Annotated in this window: 22 protein-coding genes and 1 other RNA gene; 15 read left to right on the forward strand and 8 right to left on the reverse strand. The window is 71.2% G+C overall.

Annotated elements, in window-relative coordinates:
- Nucleotides 1-28: 28 nt before the first annotated feature.
- Entirely contained in the window at nucleotides 29-649 is a 621-nt protein-coding gene (hpf, locus tag J2S43_RS40155) for a ribosome hibernation-promoting factor, HPF/YfiA family (RefSeq protein WP_306838484.1), read from the forward strand.
- Nucleotides 650-779: 130 nt separating this feature from the next.
- Here the strand turns inward: hpf and J2S43_RS40160 are convergent, their stop codons facing one another.
- On the reverse strand, nucleotides 780-1,913 hold the full coding sequence (locus J2S43_RS40160; protein WP_306838485.1) for a GNAT family N-acetyltransferase: 1,134 nt from the start codon (nucleotides 1,911-1,913) through the stop codon (nucleotides 780-782).
- 5 nt (nucleotides 1,914-1,918) lie between these two features.
- Nucleotides 1,919-3,076 carry a GNAT family N-acetyltransferase gene (locus J2S43_RS40165; protein WP_306838486.1) on the reverse strand — a complete coding sequence of 386 codons (1,158 nt, stop codon included), beginning with the start codon at nucleotides 3,074-3,076 and terminating at the stop codon, nucleotides 1,919-1,921.
- A 193-nt stretch (nucleotides 3,077-3,269) separates the two neighbouring features.
- On the opposite strand from J2S43_RS40165, the gene secA reads away from it, so the two are divergent.
- Both secA and J2S43_RS40175 read left to right on the forward strand, forming a co-directional pair.
- Nucleotides 3,270-6,182 carry a preprotein translocase subunit SecA gene (gene secA / locus J2S43_RS40170; RefSeq protein WP_306838487.1) on the forward strand — a complete coding sequence of 971 codons (2,913 nt, stop codon included), beginning with the start codon at nucleotides 3,270-3,272 and terminating at the stop codon, nucleotides 6,180-6,182.
- Between the two features lie 149 nt (nucleotides 6,183-6,331).
- On the forward strand, nucleotides 6,332-6,532 hold the full coding sequence (locus tag J2S43_RS40175) for a carboxymuconolactone decarboxylase family protein (RefSeq protein WP_306838488.1): 201 nt from the start codon (nucleotides 6,332-6,334) through the stop codon (nucleotides 6,530-6,532).
- A gap of 79 nt (nucleotides 6,533-6,611) precedes the next feature.
- On the opposite strand, the gene J2S43_RS40180 is transcribed toward J2S43_RS40175, so the two are convergent.
- The 4 genes from J2S43_RS40180 to J2S43_RS40195 all read right to left on the reverse strand — a co-directional run bounded on the left by J2S43_RS40180 (nucleotide 6,612) and on the right by J2S43_RS40195 (nucleotide 9,358).
- Complete coding sequence (locus tag J2S43_RS40180; RefSeq protein WP_306838489.1) at nucleotides 6,612-7,454, reverse strand: alpha/beta fold hydrolase; 843 nt, start codon at nucleotides 7,452-7,454, stop codon at nucleotides 6,612-6,614.
- A gap of 436 nt (nucleotides 7,455-7,890) precedes the next feature.
- A complete protein-coding gene (locus J2S43_RS40185) occupies nucleotides 7,891-8,514 on the reverse strand; it encodes an Rv3235 family protein (protein WP_306838490.1) in 624 nt (207 codons plus the stop codon).
- 132 nt (nucleotides 8,515-8,646) lie between these two features.
- Nucleotides 8,647-8,877, reverse strand: coding sequence for a helix-turn-helix transcriptional regulator (locus J2S43_RS40190; RefSeq protein ID WP_306838491.1), 231 nt, complete (start codon nucleotides 8,875-8,877; stop codon nucleotides 8,647-8,649).
- Nucleotides 8,878-8,890: 13 nt separating this feature from the next.
- Nucleotides 8,891-9,358: an Lrp/AsnC family transcriptional regulator gene (locus J2S43_RS40195; protein WP_306838492.1), complete on the reverse strand. Its 468-nt coding sequence runs from the start codon at nucleotides 9,356-9,358 to the stop codon at nucleotides 8,891-8,893.
- 93 nt (nucleotides 9,359-9,451) lie between these two features.
- Here J2S43_RS40195 and J2S43_RS40200 point away from each other — a divergent pair, with 93 nt between their 5' ends.
- Both J2S43_RS40200 and J2S43_RS40205 read left to right on the forward strand, forming a co-directional pair.
- Nucleotides 9,452-9,880, forward strand: a complete 429-nt coding sequence (locus J2S43_RS40200) for a rhodanese-like domain-containing protein (RefSeq protein ID WP_306838493.1) — start codon at nucleotides 9,452-9,454, stop codon at nucleotides 9,878-9,880.
- A 56-nt stretch (nucleotides 9,881-9,936) separates the two neighbouring features.
- The gene (locus J2S43_RS40205; RefSeq protein WP_306838494.1) at nucleotides 9,937-10,443 is read left to right on the forward strand and encodes a DUF6912 family protein; all 507 of its coding nucleotides are present in this window, start codon (nucleotides 9,937-9,939) and stop codon (nucleotides 10,441-10,443) included.
- A gap of 8 nt (nucleotides 10,444-10,451) precedes the next feature.
- Here J2S43_RS40205 and J2S43_RS40210 read toward each other — a convergent pair whose 3' ends face one another.
- Together J2S43_RS40210 and J2S43_RS40215 are read right to left on the reverse strand one after the other, a co-directional pair.
- The gene (locus J2S43_RS40210) at nucleotides 10,452-11,504 is read right to left on the reverse strand and encodes a hypothetical protein (RefSeq protein WP_306838495.1); all 1,053 of its coding nucleotides are present in this window, start codon (nucleotides 11,502-11,504) and stop codon (nucleotides 10,452-10,454) included.
- A 417-nt stretch (nucleotides 11,505-11,921) separates the two neighbouring features.
- Complete coding sequence (locus tag J2S43_RS40215; RefSeq protein ID WP_306838496.1) at nucleotides 11,922-14,384, reverse strand: helicase-associated domain-containing protein; 2,463 nt, start codon at nucleotides 14,382-14,384, stop codon at nucleotides 11,922-11,924.
- Nucleotides 14,385-14,585: 201 nt separating this feature from the next.
- Between J2S43_RS40215 and J2S43_RS40220 the strand changes: the two genes are divergently transcribed.
- The 10 genes from J2S43_RS40220 (at nucleotide 14,586) to J2S43_RS40265 (ending at nucleotide 24,236) form a co-directional block, all read left to right on the forward strand.
- A complete protein-coding gene (locus J2S43_RS40220; RefSeq protein ID WP_306838497.1) occupies nucleotides 14,586-15,920 on the forward strand; it encodes a serine/threonine-protein kinase in 1,335 nt (444 codons plus the stop codon).
- A gap of 286 nt (nucleotides 15,921-16,206) precedes the next feature.
- Nucleotides 16,207-16,722 (forward strand): PadR family transcriptional regulator, encoded by a 516-nt coding sequence (locus tag J2S43_RS40225; RefSeq protein WP_306838498.1) that lies wholly within the window; start codon nucleotides 16,207-16,209, stop codon nucleotides 16,720-16,722.
- Nucleotides 16,723-16,771: 49 nt separating this feature from the next.
- Entirely contained in the window at nucleotides 16,772-17,893 is a 1,122-nt protein-coding gene (prfB, locus tag J2S43_RS40230) for a peptide chain release factor 2 (RefSeq protein WP_306838499.1), read from the forward strand.
- Between the two features lie 129 nt (nucleotides 17,894-18,022).
- On the forward strand, nucleotides 18,023-18,703 hold the full coding sequence (ftsE, locus tag J2S43_RS40235) for a cell division ATP-binding protein FtsE (protein WP_033339704.1): 681 nt from the start codon (nucleotides 18,023-18,025) through the stop codon (nucleotides 18,701-18,703).
- A gap of 76 nt (nucleotides 18,704-18,779) precedes the next feature.
- Nucleotides 18,780-19,655: a permease-like cell division protein FtsX gene (gene ftsX, locus J2S43_RS40240; protein ID WP_306838500.1), complete on the forward strand. Its 876-nt coding sequence runs from the start codon at nucleotides 18,780-18,782 to the stop codon at nucleotides 19,653-19,655.
- 127 nt (nucleotides 19,656-19,782) lie between these two features.
- Nucleotides 19,783-21,048, forward strand: coding sequence for a M23 family metallopeptidase (locus tag J2S43_RS40245; RefSeq protein ID WP_306838501.1), 1,266 nt, complete (start codon nucleotides 19,783-19,785; stop codon nucleotides 21,046-21,048).
- 390 nt (nucleotides 21,049-21,438) lie between these two features.
- Nucleotides 21,439-21,915, forward strand: coding sequence for an SsrA-binding protein SmpB (smpB, locus tag J2S43_RS40250; RefSeq protein WP_306838502.1), 477 nt, complete (start codon nucleotides 21,439-21,441; stop codon nucleotides 21,913-21,915).
- 164 nt (nucleotides 21,916-22,079) lie between these two features.
- Nucleotides 22,080-22,742, forward strand: coding sequence for a cellulose binding domain-containing protein (locus tag J2S43_RS40255; protein WP_306838503.1), 663 nt, complete (start codon nucleotides 22,080-22,082; stop codon nucleotides 22,740-22,742).
- Nucleotides 22,743-22,828: 86 nt separating this feature from the next.
- Nucleotides 22,829-23,202, forward strand: a transfer-messenger RNA (tmRNA) gene (gene ssrA, locus J2S43_RS40260).
- 593 nt (nucleotides 23,203-23,795) lie between these two features.
- A complete protein-coding gene (locus J2S43_RS40265) occupies nucleotides 23,796-24,236 on the forward strand; it encodes a hypothetical protein (protein WP_306839823.1) in 441 nt (146 codons plus the stop codon).
- Nucleotides 24,237-24,478 lie beyond the last annotated feature (242 nt).

The raw sequence follows: 24,478 nt of genomic DNA on the forward strand, positions 1-24,478 counted from the left end.
TCTCAGAATCGATCATGGGAGGTCACGCGTGGACATTGTCGTCAAGGGTCGGAACGTTGAGGTGCCGGACCACTACCGGGTGCACGTCGCCGAGAAGCTCGAAAAGATCGAGCGCTACGACCAGAAACTCATCCGCGTCGACGTCGAGCTGTTTCACGAGCGCAATCCGCGCCAATCCGATCACTGCCAGCGAGTCGAGATCACGGTCGTCTCCCGCGGCCCGGTGATTCGCGCCGAGGCATGTGCCGCCGACTTCTACAGCGCCCTGGACAGCGCCATCGCCAAGCTCGAAGCCCGGCTCCGCCGGTCCGCCGATCGCCGCCGCGTGCACCGCGGCCGCCGCACCCCGGTCTCGGTCGCGGCCGCGACCGCCGGGCTTCCGGCCGAGGGCTTCGCCCCGCTGGGCGGCGGGCCCGCCACCCTGGTCAAGGAGCGGGAGTCCGAGCCCGAGATCGACGACGATCAGCCCTGGCACGTCGTCCGCGAGAAGGAGCACTCCTCGATCCCGATGAGCGTGGACGACGCGCTGTTCCAGATGGAACTCGTCGGCCACGACTTCTATCTCTTCATGGACAAGGAGACCGGCCGCCCGAGCGTCGTCTACCGGCGCCGCGGCTACGACTACGGCGTCCTCTCACTCGAGGCCTGACGCTTCCGCGAATCCACCACCGGGCGCCTCTCTCGTGTCCGCGCACGCACAAGGTCCATGATCGAGGCGTCATTCACGTCGTTCCAACGACGTGAATGACGCCTCGATCACCAGGTGGGGCGGCGGGTGGTCAGCGCTCGGGGGCTGCGGTGCGGCTGAGCAGGTCGGAGGCGACCATGGCGAACAGCACGTCGTCGACGCGGCGGCCGTCCGCGGCGGGCAGTCGCGAGCGGTGGTAGCCCTCCCGCTGGAAGCCCGCCTTCTCCAGCACGCGCTGCGAGCCCGCGTTCTGTGGGTTGGTGCCGGCGACCAGCCGCGCGATCGACGTCTCCGCGAACGCCCAGAGCGCCACCAGCTGCACGGCCCGGGTGGGGAAACCGCGGCCGCGCCACTCCGGCAGCATCGCGTACCCGATCATCGCCTGCCCGGTGTTGCGCTCCTGGTAGTAGAGCCCGATGTCGCCGGCCGGCCGGCCGGTCGCGGTGTCCACGATGACCAGGTCGGCGCGGTCGCCGGCCAGCCAGTGCGCCTGCGATCGGGCGCACCGGAGCGCGATCTCCCGCCGGTCCGGCGCGACCGCCGGCACGCTGGTCGCGACCACGTCCGGCTGGTTGAGCAGCGTGTGCAGGAAGTCCTCGTCGCCGGGCCGCAGCGGCCGCAGCGTGACCACGCCGTCGCTCAGCTCGCCGCCGGGCAGGTCCGGCAGCCACCGCGCGACCGGTCCGGCCGGGTCGCCGGCGAGCCGGGCGAACGCCACCAGGTCGGTCCGGGAACCGTCCCGGTCCGGTGCGACGCCGCGGCGCACCGCCTCGCGCTGGAACCCGGCCGCGAGCGCGACGCGCTGACTGGCGACGTTCTCCAGCTCGCTGAGCAGCTCCAGCCGGGCGAAGCCGTGCGCGAACGCGTGCGCGCTCAGCGCCACGGTCGCGGCGGTCGCGATGCCCCGGCCACGGGCCCACGGCGCGACCCAGTAGCCGACCTCGGCCTGTGCCCGCTCCCGGACCACCCGGTGCAGGCCGATCGTGCCGGCCAGCCGGTCGGTGGCCGGGTCGGCGACCGCCCAGACGCCGCCGCCCTGCCGCCACTCCGCCTCCGCGCCCTCCTCGATCCACCAGAGCGCGTCCGCCTCCGTGTACGGCCGGGGCAGCAGCGGCAGGAACCGCTGGGTCAGCGGGTCGGAGCAGGCCGCGACCACGTCGGGGGCGTCGGAGCGGCGCAGCGGGCGCAGCCGGACCCCCTGATCCTCGACGGTCGTCCGGTCCATCGTGCTCACCTCGCTGTCCGGTCGAGATCGGCGGGGACCAGGCCGGCCGCCCACACGTCGCGGCGCTCACCGCGGTGCGGGAGCGCCGACCGGCGCACGCCCTCGACGGTGAAGCCCGCCTTCTCCGCCACCCGGCGGGAGGCCGCGTTGCCGACGTGCGCGAGCCACTCGATGCGTTCCAGCCCCAGCGTCTCGAACCCCCACTCGCAGACGGTACGCAGTGCGGCCGTGGTGTACCCACGACCCCGGGCGCCGGGCGCGGCGGAGAAGCCGACGTCCGCGAAGAGCGGGTCATCCGGCGTGGTCATCCGTAGATCCATGTTCCCGGCGTAGGCGTCGTCCGGCCCGGCGAAGACGAACATCGCGGCGGTCCCGGCCATCCACTGCGCCGGCTGGTAGCCGAGCGAGAACCCGGCCGCGTCGGCCAGCGTGTAGTTCTCCGGCACCGTGGTCCAGCGCAGCGTCTCAGAGTCGAGGCAGGTCTCGACGATCGCGGCCAGATCCCGCTCCTCGGCCGGCCGCAGCCGCACGCCGCCGGGGCCGGTCAGCACCGGGCGTGGGTTGCCGAAGACGCGGGCGCGCCGGGCCGCGAGCGCGATCGCGGGGGAGTCCGGCCGGCCGGACTCGATCAGGTCGCCGGGCAGCAGTGACGCGGTCCACCGGTCCGAGCGGGTGCCGTCCGGCGCGGTGCGCACGGCCCGGCCGGTGCCCTCCATGGTGAAGCCGAGGCGCAGCGCGGTGACCCGGGACGCGTGGTTGCCGACCCGGGCGCGCCAGCCGACGAGACCGAGCCCGAGCTCGGCGAAACCCCACTCCAGCAGCGCGCGGCCGGCGCGCTCGGCGATCCGGCCGCCGCGCGCACCGGCCGCGACCCAGAAGCCCAGTTCGGCGTACCCCCGCTGCTGGTCGATCTTGGTCAGGGCCACCGATCCCAGCAGGCCGCCGTCCGTAGCGCCGAAGACCCCGAGGTGCAACCCGAGGCTGGCGTCGCGTTGCGCGGGCGCCCGGTGCAGCACGAATTCCGCGGTCACGGCCGGGTCGGTGGGCAGAGCCAGCCAGCGCTGCACCTCGGGGTGCGAGGCCTCACGGTGGAGCGCGTCCACGTCGGCCGGCTCCCAGGCGCGCAGTCGCAAGCCGCCAGAAATGATCTCCACGGGCTTCATGCGGTCATCCTCACCCATGGGTCCGAGATCCCCAACCTCCTTTCCCGGGTACGGGACGCGGCCGATAATCTGCCCTCAGCGAACTCACAGGTGTTTTTTGTCTGATTCGGGCGACTATCGGGAGCCGCGGTAGTCGCTTCTGCCGCTCCGCGCCCTACGATGGTTCGGCAGACTGTGTAGGGAGCGTTGACCCGTGTCGATTCTGGAAAGAGTCCTCCGCGCCGGTGAAGGCCGGATGGTGCGGCGGCTCAAGGCCATCGCGGACGCCGTCAATTCGATCGAGGATCAATACACTGACCTCACGGATGACGAGCTGCGCGACCTGACCGAGCAATACCGTGAGCGGCTGGCCGAGGGCGAGTCGCTCGACGACCTGCTCCCCGAGGCGTTCGCCACGGTCCGTGAGGCCGCGAAACGCGTGCTCGGCCAGCGGCCTTATGACGTCCAGCTGATGGGCGGCGCCGCGCTGCACTTCGGCAACATCGCCGAGATGCGCACCGGTGAGGGCAAGACCCTGACCTGTGTGATGCCGGCCTACCTGAACGCGTTGTCCGGGGACGGCGTGCACATCATCACCACGAACGACTACCTCGCGCAGCGCGACGCCGAGACCATGGGCCGGATCCACCGGTTCCTCGGCCTCACCGTCGGCGTGGTCCTGCCGAACCGGCCGGCCGCCGAACACCGCGCGGCGTACGAGTGCGACATCACCTACGGGACGAACAACGAGTTCGGCTTCGACTACCTGCGCGACAACATGGCGTGGTCGGCGGCCGAACTGGTGCAGCGCGGCCACAACTTCGCGATCGTGGACGAGGTCGACTCGATCCTCATCGACGAGGCCCGGACCCCGCTGATCATCTCCGGCCCGGCCGAGCACTCCGCCCGGTGGTACGGCGAGTTCGCGCGCGTCATCAAGCGCCTCCAGCGCGGCAAGGACGGCGAGGGCGACTACGAGGTCGACGAGGCCAAGCGCACGGTCGCGATCACCGAGCGCGGCGTCGCCCGGGTCGAGGACCAGCTCGGCATCGACAACCTCTACGAGTCGGTGAACACGCCTCTGGTCGGTTACCTCAACAACGCGATCAAGGCCAAGGAGCTCTACAAGAAGGACAAGGACTACATCGTCAACGACGGTGAGGTCCTGATCGTCGACGAGTTCACCGGTCGCGTCCTGCACGGTCGCCGCTACAACGAGGGCATGCACCAGGCGATCGAGGCGAAGGAGGGCGTCGAGATCAAGCAGGAGAACCAGACGCTCGCCACGGTCACCCTGCAGAACTTCTTCCGCCTCTACAACAAGCTCTCCGGCATGACCGGTACGGCGCAGACCGAGGCCGCGGAGTTCAACAAGGTCTACAACGTCGGTGTGGTCACCATCCCGACGAACCGCCCGATGATCCGCGAGGACCACCCGGACGTCATCTACAAGACCGAGAAGGCGAAGTTCCACGCGGTCGTGGAGGACATCGCCGAGCGCCACCAGAACGGCCAGCCGGTCCTGGTCGGCACGGTCTCCGTGGAGAACTCCGAGATCCTCTCGACGCTGCTGCGCAAGCGCGGCATCCCGCACCACGTGCTGAACGCGAAGTTCCACGCCCAGGAGGCGGAGATCATCGCGCAGGCCGGCCGGCGGGGCGGCGTCACGGTCGCCACCAACATGGCCGGCCGAGGCACCGACATCCTGCTCGGTGGCAACCCCGAGCACCTCGCGACCGCCGAGCTCCGGCAGCGCGGCCTCGACCCGGTCGAACACGCCGACGAGTACGAGAAGACGCTGGAGGAGATCCTCCCGCGCTGGAAGCAGGAGTGCGACGCCGAGGCCGATGAGGTCATCGCGGCCGGCGGGCTCTACGTGCTCGGCACCGAGCGCCACGACTCCCGCCGCATCGACAACCAGCTGCGCGGTCGTTCCGGCCGCCAGGGCGACCCGGGCGAGTCCCGGTTCTACCTGTCGCTGCAGGACGACCTGATGCGCCGCTTCCGGGCCGGTGCGGTCGAGGCGGTCATGGACCGGCTCAACATCCCCGAGGACGTGCCGATCGAGTCGAAGATGGTCAGCCGCCAGATCAAGAGCGCGCAGACCCAGATCGAGGGCCAGAACGCGGAGATCCGCAAGAACGTCCTCAAGTACGACGAGGTCATGAACAAGCAGCGCCAGGTGGTCTACGCCGAGCGCAGGCGAGTGCTCAACGGTGAGGACCTGCACGACCAGGTCCGCCACATGCTCGACGACACCATCACGGCGTACGTGCAGGGTGCGACGAGTGCCGGTTACGGCGAGGACTGGGACCTCGAGCAGCTCTGGACCAGCCTGAAGCAGCTCTACCCGGTCGGCCGGACCATCGAGGACCTGGCCGAGGAGGCCGGCGGCGAGGTCAACCACATCGACCCCGACTTCCTCCTCACCCAGATGAAGGAAGACATCCACGACGCCTACGACCGCCGTGAGCAGGAGCTCGGGCCGGAGGCTCTGCGCGAACTGGAGCGTCAGGTGCTGCTCGCGGTCATCGACCGCAAGTGGCGCGAGCACCTCTACGAGATGGACTACCTGCAGGAGGGTGTCGGGCTCCGCGCCTACGCCCAGCGTGACCCGCTGGTGGAATATCAGCGCGAGGGCTTCGACATGTTCCAGCAGATGATGGAGGGCATCAAGGAGGAGGCGGTCGGCTTCCTCTTCAACCTGGAGGTCCAGGTCGAGGAGACCCCGACGGTCGACGTCAGCAACGCGCAGGCGCTGCCCCGCGTCGGTGGCGGCACCGCCGCCCCCGCCGCGCCGGCCGAGGCCGAGCCGGAGACGCAGGTCGAGGTCCGCGCCAAGGGCCTCGGCGGCGGGCGCACCCAGCGCCAGCCCCTGCAGTACTCCGCGCCGACCATCGACGGTGCGGCCGGCTCCGGCGCGGTCGAGATGCAGCGTCAGGCACCGGCGCTCGGCGGGGACAGCCCGGCCGGTGGCTCCCCGTCGCCGCGCGAGGCCGCCCGCCGCGCCCCGGTGACCGGCAGCGGCCAGCCCGCCGCCTCCAACGGCCCGTCCCGCAACGCGCCCTGCCCCTGCGGTTCCGGCAAGAAGTACAAGCGCTGCCACGGCGCGCCCGGCAACGACTGATCCACACCGCTTCACCAGCCGGCTCGGCCTCCTCGGCCGAGCCGGCTTCTTTCTGTCCTCAGCCCTCCGGCCGCCCGGTCACGCCGTTTCCCGCCCGGTCACGCCGTTTCCCGCGTGGACGAGTCGCCGATGACGCACGGTGCTCCTCCGTGGATGCGAGGTTCAAGGTGCACGTGGGTGCCTCGCTCAACGTCGGTCTGATTCCGGAGGAGATCATCGAGGCGATGCTGCACGCCGCCGTCTACGCCGGTTTTCCGCGGGCACTGAACGCCACCTTCGCCGCGAAGGAGGTCTTCGACAGCCGGGGAATTCGGCCCTCCTCGGGGTCCTCGACCGCCGAGCGGGAATGAGCCCGGTGCGACACGCCGTCGCTACCGGCCCGGGTCAGCGCACAAGCACCGCCACGGTACGGACGCAAGGCCCCGCCGGCTACGGGAAGAAGGATCGGAGTGCGGCGGCGACCTGGCCGGCGTCCTCGGTCGGCAGGGTGTGGTGGGTGGCGTCGGGCAGAAGTGCCGTGGTGACCCGGGGGAGACGGTCGGCCCGGGCGCGCAGCCGTGCGGGGTCGTGGGAGCGGCTGCGTGCGGCGACCAGCACGAGCGTCGGCACCGCGAGCCGTTCCGGTTCCGCGGGCCGGCGCGGCATGACCGGGCTGGGCATCCGGCCGGCCTGGGCGGCGAGAGCGAGCCGGCGAGTGGCCGGATCCAGTGGGCGACCCCGCGTCTCCCAGGTCAGCAGCGAATCGAGCACACGCGGGAAACGCAGGAACAGCGTCGGTACGCCGCGGAGCAGGTAGCCGGGTGCCATCGGGGCGAAGACGTCCGACGGGTCCAGCAGCGCCAGGTGATCGACGCGTTCCGGCCGGCTCAACGCGTAGGTGAAGGCCTGCCAGCCGCCGTAGGAGTGACCGGCCAGGTGCGTGCGGTGCAGGCCGAGGCCGTCCAGGACGGAGTCGAGCCAGGCGAGCGGGTCGGGGGCCGCGGTCGCGGACTCGGACAGGCCGGCCTCCGCGACCCGGTCCGGCGCGTAGATCCGGAACCGTCCGGCGAGTTCCCGTGCCAGTGCGAACCAGACGGTGGAGCTGCCGCCGCCGCCGTGCAGCAGGACCAGCGGGGGCCCGGCGGGAGGGCCGCACACGTGCACGTGCGTCCGTCCGTACGGCGTCGGCAGGTCCAGCGACTCGGTGCCCGCCGGCCACTGGCTGACCGCTTCGGCGTAGGCCTCGCGGAAGGCCGCTTCCTGCTCCGGCCTGCCGAAGGTCGGTCCGGCCATGGCCCTCCTGTCCCTTGCCAGGATGACGTGGACGCTCGGCCTGTCGCTGCCCGCAGCGGCGCCAGGACTGCCCCGGCGCGGCTGAGCGGCGCGGATCTCAGCCGGCGCTGATACATCTCGACGCCAGTCGAGCCTAGGGCGCATTCCCAACGGAGTCGAGGCAGGCGCGTTCGGCGCCGTCCGGGGCGCGCCAGCGTGCAGCCCGCATAACCGGCGTCGTATCAGGCTTTGCGGCAGGCGGCCCCCGCGGCCCCGCCGCGATCCGGCCATCCCTCCGAAACCGCGCGAGTAGTCCTCGGCGCCTGACCGGTCAAGGGCACATCGCGGAAAGACGCACCCTTGCCCACCGGCTCATGGGCCGGCCGAGGGCCGCAACGCCTGGTGTTTCGGGTGATGCGGCGCCGGGCGGCCTCCGGTCGGTCATGGGCGGCGACGGTCAGACGACGGTGAAGGCGGTGGCGAGCCAGCGGCCGTGGAGCAGCTCCAGGCGGTAGGCGAGGGCCCAGGTGCGGCCGGCCGTGGTGAGCACGGCGGAGGCCTCGGCGACGCCGGGTCGCGGCTCGCAGACGCGGAGGCGGCGTGGACTGACGCGGCCCTCCGGGGCGAGCGGGCGGCGGCCGGCCGCGGGTGGGAGGCCGGCGGCGCGGCGGAGGCGAGCGATCGTGCGCAGCGCGGTGTCGGCGCTGCTCAGGATCGTGGGGGCGGCCATCAGCGCGGACGCGGCCCGCAGGTGACCGATCGGCCGGTAGCCGTTGAGGATCTCCAGCGAGCGGGTGAGGAACCGGTGGGCCGCGCCACGGGCCTCGGTGGACGCGCCGGCCACCGCCTCGGCCGGGATCGGTGGTGGCGTGCGCAGCCCGGCCAGTGCGGCCAGGCCGGACAGCGACACGAGGCTGGCGGCCGGCGCAGACTCGGCCGGACCGGGCCGCCACGGGAGCGTGAGCTGGTCGGCGTCGGACCAGGCGAACGGCTCGTCCTCGAACGGCGGGTCGGTCGCGGGGACACGGGTGACGCGGATGGCGGGCCGGATGCCGCGCGGGTCGGCGAGTCTCATGACCATGAGGAATGCTCCGGATGCTTGCGTTTGCCTTCGTTTGCCTCCGACAGCCTCCATTGAACGGCACGCCGAAACCACCTGTCAATGATCGACTTCGATGGGTGATCCGTCGGCGTGACCGCTCGTACCCGCTGGTCAGGCCTCTTCGTCGCGCTCGGTCAGCGGGTTCTGCGCCACCCACTCCGCGGTCTCGGCGTACTTCGCCGCGATGTACTCCTCCAGCCGGGCGCGCTCCACCCGCCACTGGCCCCGGCCACCGATCTTGATCGCGGGCAGTTCGCCGCGGCGGACCATGTGGTAGACCTGCGAGTCGGAGACGTTCAGCTCGGCGGCGACCTCGGACAGCAGCAGGAACCTCGGCTCCACCGGCGACACCCCCTCAGTCCGTCATCGACGGCGCGGCCACCGCGCGCGCCGACAGATGGCTGGAGTAGACCACGCTCGTGGTCACGCCGCCCAGCGCGCTGATCCGCCCGGTGATCTCCTCCAGGTGCCGCATCGACCCGGCCAGCACCTTCAGCACGAAACAGTCCTCGCCGGTGACGTGATGAGCTTCCATGATCTCGGGGGTGCGCGCGACCAGCTCGTGGAACGGCCGGTAGTTGCCGGTCGGGTAGCGCAGCCGGACGAACGCCATGATGTGCAGCCCGACCCGTTCCGGCGTCACCACCGCGCGGTAACCGGAGATCACGCCCAGCTCCTCCAGCCGGCGCACCCGCTCGGTGACCGCGCTGGCCGACATCGCGACCGTGCGGGCCAGCTCCGCGAAGCTCAACCGGCCGTCGCGTTGCAGCTCAGCGAGGATCCGCCAGTCGGTGGCGTCCAGCTCCGGGGAAACAACGGCCATGGGCGCACTATAACGTCAGATCCCCGGCCGGATCGAGAGCATACCGCGCGATGTCTCTCCAGGAAGCGGGCTCATATCCGTACCGTCGAAGGCATGTGGAACGAAGGTGTTGCTTTTTTCTCCGCCCGGCTCGAGATGCAGATCGACGTCTCGGACACGCACGTCGCACTGGAGTCCGGCGCGCCCGGCTTCGTGCTCGTCGACTCCCGGTCCGACGAGGCCTGGACCCAGGCGCACATCCCCGGCGCACTGCACCTGCCCCGGCGCGAGATCGCCACGCGCGCTCCCGCGCTGATCGACCCCGCGACGCCGGTCGTGGCCTACTGCTGGGGGCCCGGCTGTGACGGCGCGACCCGGGCCGCGCTCGCGTTCGCGCAGCTAGGGTACCGGGTGCGGGAGATGATCGGGGGCATCGAGTACTGGATCCGCGAGGGCTTCGCGGTGAGCACCCCGGCGGGCCCGCTCACCCGCGAGCCGGACCCGCTGACCGCCCCCGCGAAGGGCGCGACCTGCGCCTGCTGACGAATGCGGTCTAATGGGACCCGCAGGCGCGGAACGGATGCGGGGAGACCACGACGGTGCCAGATCAGAACGTCCGGGTGTATGTGCCGGCCACGCTTCCGCTGCTCGCCGGGCTGCGCGAGAAGGGCGAGCTCGGCGCGCCCGGCGATCCGGTGCACGCGGTCACCCCGCACCTGCGCGAGTGGTACGCGGAGGGCGACGAGGAGGAGCTGGAGTACGTGGCGTTCACCCGCGCCGCCCAGTCCGCGCTCGTCCTGCTGCACCGCGACCCGCAGGCCGCCCGCCGCCGCGTGGTGATCTCCGCCGACCTGCCCGCCACCGCGCTGACCCGCGGCGACGACCAGCTGGGTTCGTCGATCATGACGCTCGGCCGCCCGCTGCCGCTCGGTGCGGTCGCCGCGGTGCACGTCGACTCCATGGACGCGGTGGCCGACGTGACCGCCGCGGTGGACGCGGTCCCGGCCGCGATCGACGGCGACGAGGACGCCCAGTTCACCGTGGACGGCGCCGAGGACCACGAACTCGAGTGGTACGACGCGACCGAGCTCGACCGGATCAGCTGACCGCGGGGTCAGTCGTCCTCGATCGGCTTCAGCGTGCGGCCGAGCAGGATCATGGCGGTGATCGCGCCGATGAACAACACGATCAGTCCGTTGTTGAAGCGCGAGTTGGCCAGGATCTCCTGCGCGGCCTGGTCGGCCTCGCTGAGCTGACCGGCGAGGTCCAGCAGGCGTCCGCCGCCGGTCCGGGCGATCGCCTCGGAGACCAGCAGCACCACGCCCGCGCCCGCGCCGCCGGCCAGGTAGACCACCCACTTCGGCCGGTCGTCGCCCTGGCGGCTGGTCAGCGTCAGGTAGGCGATCACGCCCGCGATCAGCGCGCTGAGCAGCGACGATGTGAGCGAGAACCAGCTCAGCGCGTTCGCCTGGGAGGACTGGGTGTCGCCGGCCCCGAACAGGTCGAGCAGCGGGTCCTGGAACAGGTTGAGCGCGAAGCCGGTCAGGAACACGCCCAGCGACGCGTTGACGACCGCGCCGGCCAGCGCGGAGTGCCGGATGCCGGCGAACGCGCCACCGGCCGTCGCCGAGGCCGCGAACGTCGCGGCCAGGATCGTGATCGCGTCGCCCCGCCCGTAGCTGTTCAGCACGACCAGCGCGGCGATCGCGCCGACCAGCAGCCCGCCCGCGGCCGCCACGGCGAACCGCAGGGTCGCGCCGCCTCGTCGCACCGGCCCGATCATCGTCACCGCGGTGAGACCGGTCGCGGCGCCCGCCACCAGGCTCGCGGAGATCAGCCCGGGCAGCGAGTAGGCCGCCAGGTAGACGGCCAGCGCACCCTGCTCCGCGGTCGACACCGACACCTGCGCCGACCGCAGCATCACGCCGAGCCAGCCGAGAGCCACCACCGCGAAGATCAATTCCAGCGGTACGGCGAACGCGCGCCGCTTCGCCGGAACACTCTCCGCGCCCGCCCGGTCCGCTCCGCCCGCGGTCTCGTCGGCAGTGCTCCCAGCACGGCGCTTCGCGGCCTTCTCCGGCTTCGCGGCCTTCTCCGGCCTCGCGGACGCGTCCGCGGTCGTGGGTTTGCGTGGCTGCGTCGTGGGGTTGCGTGGCTGCTCGGTCATCCTCGTGTCTTCCTCGCCCGGCCCCGCGGGCCGCATGCTGCCAATCGGCGGCCTCAGGGTACGCGTCCCACCTGACACTCCCGGCGACCCCGACCTCACCCGCCGCCTTTCGCCCCCTTCTGTCCGTTGTCGCACGGACGTCCCCGGCACCGCGTCCAACACCGTCCGCCGGGCGTCCCGCCCGTGATCGGAGCATCCCCCATGTTGTTGGAGCAGCATCGGGGACGCCCCGATCATGGGGCGGGGCCGGCGAGCATTCGTGGACGGCTCCTGAGGACGCGGAGCGTCCGGGTTTCGTTCTTGCGGCCACGGATCGTGCAGGGAGGAGCGCCAGCGACGACCGGTGCCCGCGGGAGCATGCGGAAGCCGGCCCGCCGGAAGCGGGAAGATGGTGTGGCTCTTCGACCTGCCTCCGCGCTATTCCGGCGTGACCGACACGATCCGGCCGAGCGCGAACGACACCTCCTCGGGCAGCGGCGGCACCCAGCCGACCAGGAACTCGCCGTCGACCGCGACCGGCTCGACCAGCCGGGTGTAGCGGCGGCCGCCCGCGTTGACGTACTCGATGTAGACCGAGCGGCGTTCCCGGACGCAGGCCGCGAGCGTGTCGCGGTCCGCGGTGCCGAGCCGTTCCGCGTGCAGCGCGATCTCCTCGTCCGCCGGGCGGCTGCGCGGTCGCAGCGCGGCGATCCGCAGCCGGGCCTCTTCGACCGGGTCGGCCGGGGCCCCGTCCGTGGCAGTGAGGAGCAGTTTCGCGAGCTGTAACGCGTCGTCCGGGGTGAATTCCGGCGCCGCCTGCCGGGCCGGCGCCCCCTGCCGGACCGGCGCCGCGATCCACGGCTCCGGCTCCGGATCCTCGTCGCCGGTCACCGCGGGCCGGCGGATCAACGGCCCGCCGGTCGCGTCCTCAGCGGCCGGCGCGAATCCCGCCGCACGCAGAACCGCCAGTGTCTCCGCGACCCCGGCCGGGCTGACCAGCACGGTCGGCGCGACCGCGGTGAGGTTGAGCGCGGCGAGCCCGCGGGTGGAGAGGATCTCCGCGACCAGCGCGGGGTCGTCGGTGTGCAGCACGCACCCGGCCGGCCGGACCCGCACGTGCCCGTGCCGCCTGGCCACGTCGGTGATCAGGTAGTCGAGCGCCTGCGGCAGCGTGCCGGCCGCGGCGAGCGCGGCCCGCAGGTCCTCGGCCCGGTGGCCGTCGTCGAGCGCGCGCCGGACCGATCCGGCCGTGAACCGCCAGGTGCCGGCGTTGCCGCGGGATTCCCGGTCAGCGCACGCGTCGAGCAGCGCCGCGAGGTCGGCCGCCGGGATGCCGGGCACGACGACGGTCAGATCGTTCTGGAACAACGCCGTGGTGACCGCGTCCGGCAGCAGCTCGCCGGCGATCCGGTCGAGGCCGGCGTCGTCCGCGCGGAGCAGCGCCCGGCCGAGCGGAGTGAGCGTGCCGTGCGCGATCACGCCGCACAGCCGCGCCTCCTCCCACAACCGCACGACCAGTTCGTCCCGGTCACCGATGAGAGGGCGGTCGAGCGGGCGGTGCCACCCGACCGCGGGACCGGCCGCGAACGGTGCCGGCAGCCCGGCGCCCTCGGGCAGCCCGGCCAGCAGGTCGAGCAGCCCGGCCTTGAGCCGGGGCGCGACCGCGTCGACCGGGTGCGGGGTCAGCGCGGCGCCGGCCGGTCCGAAGCCGCCGCGGTGGGCGGCGAGCGCGGCCGGGGCGAGCGCCGGCCAGTGGCGCAGCAGCGCGGTCAGCCGGCGAGCCGGGCTGAGTCGCTGCCACCGCCGGTGCGCCTCGGTGACCCCGTAGTGCACCGGGTCCATGCCGTATCCGACGGCGCGGTCGTGGACCGCCTCGACCAGGCCGGCCGCGTGCGCCAGCACCAGCCAGAAGCGGGCCTCGGCCGGTGGCGCGCCGACGGCCTTGCCGAGCCGGGTGAGTTCGCGGGTGCCGACGCCGCCGCTCCTGAGCGCGGCCGCGGGCGTCCCGGCGAGCGCGTCGAGCAGCGCGGTGACGGCCTGGACCGCGGCGTGCGCGGCCGCGGCGGACTCCCGGGCGACCGCGTCGGCCGCGACCGGCACCGGCGCCGGCAGCGGCGGCTCCGGCGTGAACGGCGGCGTCCACCCGGGCCCGCGCAGCGCGGTCGCGACCTCGGCCGGCATCTCCAGCCGCCAGCCGCTGAACGCGAGCAGGCCGCGGCTGACGGCCCAGTCCTGGGCGGCGGACCGGGCCGGGTCGGGCGTGGCGACCGGGAGCCCGGCCGCCATCGCGTGCAGCAGGTCGCGGGTCTCCGGCGGGGCGCCGTCGGCGAGCTCGCGGACCATGGGCGCGTCGGCGAGCGCGGCGCGGACCGCGGCGTACGCGTCGTCGCGGCGCGGCCCCGGGTCGGGCCGGCCGAGCGCGACCGCGATCTGCCGCAGTCGCTCGGCCGGGGTCTCGCGGTAGAGCCGGGCCGCGTCCGCGCCGAGGCCGAGCGGTTGCGGGAACGAGCGGGCCAGCTCACCCGGCAGGTGCAGCGCGTCGTTCTGATCCGGCCAGACGAGCGCGGCCCCGGTGAGCCGGTCGAGCGCGCCGGTCAGCGCGGGGTCGCCGGCGCGCAGCCCGAGGTGGTGGGCGAGCGTGGCGCGGGGGACCGGGCGATGCCGGCGGCCGAGGTGCACCAGCAGTCCGAGCAGCTCGTGGCTGGGTTGCGGCTGGATGTGCAGTGCGGCCTGCAGCGCGCCGGGGCGCTGCAGGCGCTCCGCGAGCGCGGGCAGGTCGGCCGGTGGCGCGGCGGGCCGGGTGCCGGAGGTCGCGTGGACGCTGTCCGGCCGCTGGAGCAGGATCCCGGCGAGCTGTTCGGGGCTACGACCTGCGAGCCATCGTACGAGTGGAGACGCCACGGCAGCCAAATGTTCCCTATCGGCTCCACCCGGTCAATCCGATGTCCCCCGACATGGTTGTTTATCGATGATCAGTTCGTGTTCGCGCTGGTGGGACGTGTCCGTCTGGTGTCGGTTCGTGGCCGGAGGGGTCCGGAATCCGGTTTCGCCGCCGTAGCATCGAAGCCGCAGCCGGGCGGGGGGCCCGGGAGGAGGACCACGATGGAAGGTCTGCTGAACGGCCGCTACCGCATCGATGCCGAGATCGCCAGGGGGGCGATCGGCACGGTCTGGTCCGGCCTGGACACGGGCACCGGGCGGGCGGTGGCGGTCAAGCTGCTGCGCCCGGAGGCTCTGTCTCAGCCCGACCTGGTGCGGAACTTCGTGGACGAGGCGGAGATCCTCGCCGAGCTGTCGCACCCGTGCATCGTGCGGCCGATCGAGTTCGGCCGGGAGGACGGCCAGCACGTCTTCGTGATGGAGCTGATCGACGGCGAGGACCTGCGCCGGCGGCTGCGCCGGGACGGCCCGGTGCCGCCCGCGGTCGCGGTGAACCTGGTGGCGCAACTGGCGAACTCCTTGGCTTACCTGCATGAGCGCGGCATCGTGCACGGCGACGTGAAGCCGGGCAACCTGATCGTGCCGGCCGACGGCGGCCCGGTCCGGCTGGTCGACTTCGGCGTGGCGCGGCGGCTGCGCCGGGTGGACGCGGCCCGCGCCACGCACGCCACCCCCGAATACGTCTCGCCCGAGGTGGTGGAGGGCGCTTCACCGAGCCCGGCTTCGGACGTCTACGCGATGGGCGTGGTCCTGTTCGAGCTGCTCTGCGGCCGGAGCCCGTTCAAGGGTGGTTCGCCGCTCTCCGTGCTGGCCCGGCACCGGCAGTGCACGGTGGTGCCGCCGGCCGGGCTGCCCGCGCAGGTGTGGCCGGTGATCGAGCACTGCCTGGAGCCGGACCCGGCGCGCCGGCCGGACGCGCGCGCGATCGGTGTGCGGCTGCGCCGGGTGGAGTCCGCGCTGGCCGGGATGCCGCCGCTGCCGGCGCTGGCCGAGGGCGACGTGACCTGGTGGCCGCGGCCGGACGGGCGCAGTCGCGGGCAGGCCAGCGTGCGCTGGGTGCCGCTGGAGGTGGCGCCGGTGTCCCCCGCGTCCGGCGGGCGGATGGTGGCGCTGCCGGTGATGGAGTTCCAGGGCCCGGTCTCCGCGCCGCCGATCTCGGTCGTGCCGGCGTCCGCGCCGCCGGTGTCCGCGGCCCCGGTCTCGGTGCCGCCGAACCATCCGGCCGCGCTCGCGCTCGGCGCGGCGTACAGCGCGGGAGGGCCGTGGCCGAGGGCGGCGGCGGGGAGGCTCCACATGCCGGAGATCGGGGTGATGGCGGGCGCGGAGATCCGTTCGGACGGTCGTTCGCGGCGCCGGCGTCTGATCGTGGTTTGTGTGGGAGCCGCGTTCCTTATGTTGATCACTGTGGTGAGTGGGGTGCTTCTCTCCGGAGGGGACTCCAGCGGTATGCCACTGCCGCGGGTACCGTCCGGGACCTCCACCGTGGCCGGCCGCTGACCCCTGTTTTGCTTTGGGTGGTGACCCCCGTTTCCCGGCATTCGGGCGGCTCAGTCTGCAAAGCTGAGTCGGGAGTGGTGCATTGCACCCCCGGGTTTTGTGAGAGCCTTTGCCGTCGCCGAACCGGACAAAGGGCATTCCCGGTCGAATAGTTCCCGAAGATGATCACTATTTGTGGCCGGTCCGCACCGGACAGTCCGCGCAAGACAGTGCACTGTGGAGACGCGCGGGCGTGGATAAGTCGAAATCCTGGACGCGGGGGCTACAAAGTGGCAGCGTAATGGGCATGGCCGAGACAGGAATCAACCCAACCGCGGCTGCCCTCCTCGGGCTGCTCCACGAGGGGCCGATGACGGGTGGGCAACTCATGGGTCAGGCGGAGCGCCGCCTTGGCCCCTTCTGGTCGATGACCCGAAGCCAGGTTTACCGAGAATTGCCGGCGCTCGCCGAGATGGGTTATGTCCGGCTGGGTAAGCCGGGCCCCCGCTCGAGCCAGCCCTACGCGATCACCGCGTCCGGAAAGCGTGCGTTCAGCCGTTGGCTGACCGACTCGCCGGGGCGCGATGCCATTCGCAACCCGATCGCGCTCCGCGTCGCGTTTGGGGAGCAGCACAGTGAGGGTCAGATGAGCACGTTGGTCGCCGGTGCCAACGAGTACCACACGGCCGCGCTGGCATCCGCGCGTGAGCAGGCCAAGGAGGCGAAGAAGACGGGGGACAACTTCGGCGCGTCCGCGCTCGAGTTCGCGGTGGCCTATCACAAGGCCGCGCTCACCTGGCTGAAGACGGCGCCGGGCGCCTGATCAGCCCGCTCGGCGCGGATCGGCCGGGGGCGCCGTATTCTTGAGTGTTGTGACTGCAGCCGACTTTTCCGACCAGCTCAAGCACCTCGACGCCACCCTGCGGAACATCGAGGGCGTCCTTGACGTCGACAAGCTCCGCCGGGAGAAGGCGGAGCTGGAGGAGCAGGCCGGTGAGCCGAACCTCTGGGACGACCAGGCGCGCGCGCAGGAGGTCACCTCCAAGCTCTCCTACATCAACGGCGAGATCAACAAGCTGGAGTCGCTCCGTTCGCGGCTCGACGACGCGTTCGTGCTCCTCGAGCTCTCCGAGGGTGAGGACGACGCGTCGTCGCTCGGCGACGTGGGCACCGAGATCGAGACGCTGACCAAGGCCGTGGACGAGCTCGAGGTCCGCACGCTGCTCTCCGGTGAGTACGACGCCCGTGAGGCGCTCGTCGCGGTGCGTGCCGGCGCCGGTGGCGTGGACGCGGCCGACTTCGCGGAGATGCTGCTGCGGATGTACCTGCGGTGGGCGGAGCGGCACGGCTACCCCACCGAGGTCTACGAGACGTCGTACGCGGAGGAGGCGGGCCTCAAGTCCGCCACCTTCACGGTCAAGGCGCCGTACGCGTACGGCACGCTGAGCGTCGAGTCGGGCACCCACCGTCTGGTGCGGATCAGCCCGTTCGACAACCAGGGCCGCCGGCAGACGAGTTTCGCCGGTGTGGAGGTGCTGCCGGTCGTCGCGCAGACCGACCACATCGACATCCCGGAGAACGAGATGCGGTTCGACGTCTACCGTTCGTCAGGTCCGGGTGGACAGAGCGTCAACACGACGGACTCTGCGGTGCGAATCACACACATTCCCACCGGCATCGTCGTGACCTGCCAGAACGAGAAGTCGCAGCTGCAGAACAAGGCGTCCGCGCTGCGCGTGCTGCAGGCCCGCCTGCTGGAGCGCAAGCGTCAGGAGGAGCAGGCCAAGATGCAGGGCCTGAAGACCGACGCGGCCGGCTCGTGGGGCGATCAGATGCGGTCGTACGTGCTGCACCCGTATCAGATGGTGAAGGATCTGCGAACTGAGCAGGAGACGGGCAATCCGACCTCGGTCTTCGACGGCGACCTGGACGCGTTCATCGAGGCCGGGATCAAGTGGCGTAAGCAGCAGCAGTTGAGTGGCGACGCCGCGTAACCATCCCGGCGTGTCGCGGATCGACCCGGGAAAGTCACCCGTTCGGAGGATCCTTTATCGGGTCATCGCGGGCAGATCGGGCGAGCTCTGGACTTGGAGTTTTCGTTACACCGCGTAGACTCTGCTCCCGTGATTCAGCTTGAGAACGTGACCAAGACGTATCCGAAGGCGTCCCGGCCGTCGCTGGACGATGTGTCGGTCGGGATCGAAAAGGGCGAGTTCGTCTTCTTCATCGGCCCGTCCGGCTCCGGCAAGTCCACGATCATCAAGCTGCTGCTGCACGAGGTCGCCCCGAACAAGGGCAAGGTGATCGTCAACTCCAAGGACGTCACCTCCATGCGCTCGTGGAAGATTCCGCACTTCCGGCGCTCGATCGGCTGCGTGTTCCAGGACTTCCGGCTTCTGCCCAACCGGACGGCCTACGAGAACGTCGCCTTCGCGCTCGAGGTGATCGGCAAGACCAAGGCGGTCGCCCGCCGGGTCGTGCCCGAGGTGCTGGAACTCGTCGGTCTCGGTGGCAAGGAGCACCGTTACCCGCACGAGCTCTCCGGCGGTGAGCAGCAGCGTGTCGCGGTGGCCCGTGCCTTCGTCAACCGCCCCCTGATCCTGCTGGCGGACGAGCCCACCGGAAACCTGGACCCGGACACCTCGATCGAGATCATGCGCCTGCTGGACCGGATCAACCGGACCGGCACCACCGTCGTCATGGTGACTCACGACTCCAACATCGTGAACCAGATGCGCCGACGGGTCATCGAGATCGAGAGCGGCCGGATCGTCCGTGACCAGCCGCGCGGTGTTTACGGCTGATAGCAGTCGGTAACCGACTGAGTCCCTCCCTGATCCCTGACCCGGCAGCAGACGATTCACGAAGGAAGCCTCACCGATGCGTCTGAAATATGTCCTGTCCGAAGTGCTGGTCGGACTGTGGCGCAACGTCACGATGACCATCGCCATGATCATCACGATGTCCGTCTCGCTGACCATGCTGGGCGCCAGTGCGCTGCTGTACCTGCAGGCCAACGAGATGAAGGACTTCTACTACGCGAACATCGAAGTAGCGATGTTCCTGAAGGCCGACGTCAACGATGAGCAGAGGCAGAGCCTGGACGCGCAGCTGAGCTCCGACGGTCTCGTCCAGTCGTACGAGCTGGAGACCAAGGAGAAGGCGCTGGAGAAGTTCCAGACGCTGTGGCGCGACACGCCCGACCTCGTGAAGTCCGTCAGCGCCGAGCAGCTGCCCGAGTCGTTCCGGGTCAAGCTGAACAACCCCGAGCAGTACGAGGACTTCGCGACGAAGTACGCCTCCGCCGAGGGCGTCGACGAGATCCTCGACCAGCGCGCGCTGCTGGAGAAGGTGTTCGGCATCCTCAACTCGGTCCAGACCATGTCCCTGGTCGCCTCGTCGATCATGGCGATTGCCGCGCTGCTGCTGGTCGGTAACACCATTCAGGTAGCCGCGTACAGCAAGCGCCGCGAGGTCGCGGTCATGAAGCTGGTCGGCGCGTCCAACTGGTTCATCCAGGCGCCGTTCGTGCTGGAGGCCGTCGCGGCCGGCGTGCTCGGCGCGCTGCTCGGCTTCGGCGCGCTGGTGCTCGGCAAGATCCTGCTCATCGACGGCGCGCTGCGCGACCTGACTGAGTTGCTCACGCCGCTCAACTGGGACAACGTGCTGCTCATGCTGCCGTTCATGGCGGGCGCCGGCGCGGTGGTCAGCGCCGTCACCGCGTGGACCACGCTCCGGTTCTACCTGCGGGTCTAGTTACCTCACGCCGCCGATCGCCGTCCCTCCCGGATCCGTCCGGGGCGGGCGGCGACTCGCGTTTCTGCCGATCTGCCGGTTCTCACCCGGGTAGGGTGGTGAGCACGGAGAATCGGGGGATATGTCCGTGAAGTCCTATCGCAGCGCGCTCGTGGCCCTGCTGACGCTGGCGTTCATCGCACCCGGGCCCGCGCCCGCCGTGGCCGACCCGCGGGACGACCAGCGCCGCATCGAACGGGAGGTCGCCAAGGCCGCCGCGATCCTGGAGGGCGCCACCGACCGGGCCCGGGCCGCCGCGCGCAGCCTCGCCGCCGCCACCGCCGGACTTCCGCCCGCCCAGGCCCGCGCCGAACAGGCCCGCGGCCGTGTCGCCGCCGCCCAGGCCGCCGCGGACACCGCCGAGCGGAAGGCCGACGCCGCCCGCGCCGCCCAGAACGCCGCCACCGGCCGCTTCGCACGGGCCGAGCGTGACGTCGAGGCCGCCCGCGAAAAGCTCGGTGACCTAGCCGCCGCCAGCTTCAAGGGCGGTAACATCGGCACGCTCAACGTGCTCATCGACGCCAACCCGACCACGTTCGCCGACCGCCTCGGCTACGTCGACCGCGTCCTGGACACCCAGCGCGGTGCGCTCACCCGCGTGGTCAGCGCCCGCGGTGCCGCCCGCGACGCCCAGAACACGGCCACTACCGCCCGCGAGGCCGCGGATGCCGCCGCCGCGGACGCGGCCGCCAAGCTCGCCGGCGCGCAGGCCGCTCAGCGCGTCGCCGACGACGCGGTCGCGGCCGTCCAGAGCCTCACCGACCAGCGCCGCGCCGCGCTCGGCGTGGCCCAGCAGGAACGCTCGGCCAGCCTCGCCCGATATCGAGACGCCCGGGGCGCCGAGTCCCGGGTCGCCGCCGAGGTGCGCGCCTGGGAGAACAGCCGTCGCCGCCGCGCGCGTGGCGGCGGTGCCACCAACGGCGGCGTCACCCGGATGCGCGCCGGCGCCCGCCTGCTCATGCCGGTCCGCGGCTGGAAGTCCAGCGACTACGGCTGGCGCTTCGACCCGTACTACAAGGTCTGGCAACTCCACTCCGGCGTCGACCTCGCCGCCGGCGGCGGCCAGCCCATCCGGGCCGCGGACGACGGCGAAGTCATCCGCGCCGGCTGGGCCAACGGCTACGGCAACTTCACCTGCGTCGCCCACGGCGACGTCGCCGGCCAGGGCGTCTCCACCTGCTACGGCCACCAGTCCCGCATCCTCGTCCACCGTGGCCAGCACGTCCGCCGCGGCCAGCTGATCGGCCGCGTCGGCACCACCGGCGCGAGCACCGGCTACCACCTCCACTTCGAGGTCCGCCTCGACGGCACCCCGAAACAGCCGCTCAACTGGCTCCCCGGCTGCCTCTGCTGAACTCCGAGGACCAAGACCAAAATCAAGATCAAGAGCAGGCGGTCCCGGTCACGCCGTGGTCCCGTTCCGTCGCTCCCGCCGGAGACCGGTCGTCGCTGGCGCTCCTCCCTGCCATTTCCAGCCCACTCCCGAAACCCCACCGTGCGCGCCTCTCCCCGATCACGAGCGCTGCGGTTCGGGGTGACCAGCGACGAGACCGGCAGGGAGGAGCGCCAGCGACGACCGGTGCCCGCGGGAGCACTGGGGAAGTGGGCACGCCGGAAGCGGGAAAAGCGAATTTCGGTTTTTGGTCGTTGGGGGTTGGGTTCGGTGGCGCTGTAGCATTGCGAGGTTGTTCGGACCATGAGGGATCCGACTCTGAAGGATCCGACTCTGAAGGAATGGTGCACGATGCCGCGCGAAAAGGGGCGCAAGGTGGTGGCCTCCAACCGCAAGGCGCGCCACGACTACACGATTCTGGACACCGTCGAGGCCGGGATGGCGCTGACCGGGACCGAGGTCAAGTCGCTGCGGGCCGGGCGGGCATCGCTGGTCGACGCGTTCGCGCAGGTCAGCAACGGTGAGATCTTCCTGCACGCGATGCACATCCCGGAGTACACGCAGGGCACGTGGACCAACCACGAGCCGCGGCGGATCCGGAAGCTGCTGCTCAAGCGCGGCGAGATCCTGAAGCTGTCCGGGAAGGTCCGCGAGGACGGGCTGACCATGGTGCCGCTGCAGGTCTACTTCTCGGACGGATGGGCCAAGGTCGAGATCGGGCTCGCGCGGGGTAAGCGCGACTACGACAAGCGACAGGACCTGGCGAAGCGGGACGCGGCCAAGGAGATCAACCGGGCGCTCGGGCGGCGCGGCAAGGGCATGGACTGACCGAGGGCGGCCGGGGTAGCCTTCGTCGTCCGGTGCGCCGAATCGCCGTGTTCGTCGCGGAACGCGCGAGGAGTTCGGCGGAACGCGAGGGAACTCGGCGGAACGCGAGGGAACTCGGCGGAACGCGCGAGGGAGACCGGCGGAACGCGGGAGGAAGACCAGCCGTGCCCGGCAAGCACACCGTGGGCGTCGCCACCAGCGGATTCTTCGGCATCTCGCCGACCCGGTCCCGGCTCGCCATCGCCGGCGGCGTGATCGCCGCGCTCGTCATCGGCAGCGCGGTGTGGGCACTCACCAGCCGCTCCGACGACGAGCGGCCGTCGCTGATCGTGATACCGACCGCGGCGCTGTCCGGACCGCCGGAGGGCGTCATCACGGCCGACCCGTTGGAGGACGAGTCACCGTCCCCGGCGCCGTCCCCCTCCGCCGCGGTCACCTCGGCGACCGCCTCCCCGCCGGCCGCAGTGGCCCGGACGACCGCGCCCGCTCCGCCGTCTCCGACACGGGGCGCCGCCGGGCTCGGCGCGCGGTACGTGCTCGGCAGCACCTGGAACGACGGCTTCGTGTCGAACGTGGTCATCGGCAACGGCACCGGCACGAACACGAGCTGGCAGGTCCGGCTGACCTATCCCGCCGACGTGGAGATCGCCGTCACCGGCTTCTGGAACGCCACCGCCTCCGTCTCCGGCACCACGCTCGTCCTCGACGGCGGCCCGCTCGCCGCCAACGGCGAGATCCAGGCCGGTTTCCAGGCCACCAAGAACACCCCGGCCCAGGTCAACCCCACATCCTGCACGATCAACGACACCCCCTGCACCGGCTTCTGACGCGCCGGCGGGTATCTCATGTGACGTTCGCGCGGGAACGCGTTAATCTGGTGGGGTTGCGTCGTCCACCCGGCGACGCCCAACGAGGGGGTGACTGGTTTCGACTTCGGATGCTGACGCAGGTGAAGCGAGCTGAGGAAGCCAACGTCGTCTCACTAATCGGTCGTTGGAAAGTAATAAGCGCCAACTCTAAGCGCTCTGAGCTCGCTCTCGCCGCCTGAGGCGAGTAGCAGCTCTGCTGGTCTAGGCACGCCTTCGGCCTAGTCACCGGCATCATCTAGAAGGCTGGCCAAGCAAGCCCCGTCGTGAGGCTTGTGCGGTGAGACTAATCGCGACTGGGCCCGTCACACCGACTCGCTTGCGTGATCGGAGGGGCCGAGTAGAGGCACAGCAAGCTGCGCTCGGAGAAGCCCTGTAGATTCACCGAAGGACCCGGGTTCGATTCCCGGCACCTCCACGGCCTGCGGCCCCCCTGTTCGCGGAAAGCGCGAACCGGGGGGCCGTTTCGGATTCTGCTCCGGGGGCCGAGCCCCCGGACGCCCCGCGGTGTGGTGGTCGTGGTTGGCGGTGTGGTTGGAGTAGGCGGACAGCACCTCCACGAGAGCGGCGTTACTTGAACCACCGCCCGCAAGGGCGGCACGGAGGTTCAGAGCCGTAGTAGCGGCGGCATCACCCACACGGGTGATGTCGCCGCTGTCGTTCCTGGCCACGACGACCAGCGGCCGAAGCGGCGGACCGGCGTTTCGTCGGTGCGGCTGCATCGACGAGATGAGAATGCGTGAAGGGAACGGGGCGTAGTGAAGTCATAGCTGGACGTGTCGAATATGTCTCCAACAGGGTTGGCTCCGGCCGGGATGTCGTACTGCGGAAACGATGCCGAACGATCGGTTACGCAGCGCTCTGCTCGAACGCGGGATCACACCCCGTGGATCTTGCGCAGGCCCTCGAAGTGGACCCGAAGAGCGTGGAGCGGTGGATCACCGGGCGGCACCATGGACCGGTCCATGCGTACCCGGATCATGCATTACTTGTCCGGAGACGGGGTGCCGCACCTTGGATAGCGAGTGGCTGGGCGTCGGCGCCGACGCCTTCTCCGCCATCGGTACGGTCGGCGCGTTCATCGTCGGGTTCGTGCTGTTCCGGCGAGAGCATCGGCGCGAGGCCGGCCGGGCGGAGGACGACCGCCGTGCGCAGGCGGCGAAGATCAGTGCGTGGGTTGAGCTGATCGTGAAGGCGGACGGTGCGCGGGAACTCGCGTTCCATGTCCATAACGCCAGCGACATGCCCATATACGACGTGGAGCTGCCGCTTCCCGAGGGCAACGACGTGGAGTTCGTCGGCCTGGTGCCGCCGGGCCAGACCATTCGGCGGCCGGCACCGGCGGACTGGCTGCGTAGCTATGTCGATCCAGAACCGGTGCAGATCGAGTTCTTGGACAGCTCCGGGCGCCGGTGGTCTCGGGACGAGCAGGGAACGCTCGCGCAGAAGGCCTAGCGGTCGTGCAGCCGTAGCGTGCTCTCGACGGCCTGGATGATGCGCGGCCTGGCTTCCGCGATGGAGTCGTGAACCGTGCTGCCCGGCTCGTACCGAACGAGGATCTCGTCCAGGCGCTTATGGACCTCGGTGGGCTCACCGTCCGGTTGGTGGTCATGTCGCAGTAGGTGAGGGCGTCCGTGACCGGCGCGTCGAGGTAGGGGAACTCTGTCTCAAGTCGCTCGTGGACACCGCGGTTGCGC

Source organism: Catenuloplanes nepalensis, assembly GCF_030811575.1.
GTDB lineage: Bacteria > Actinomycetota > Actinomycetes > Mycobacteriales > Micromonosporaceae > Catenuloplanes > Catenuloplanes nepalensis.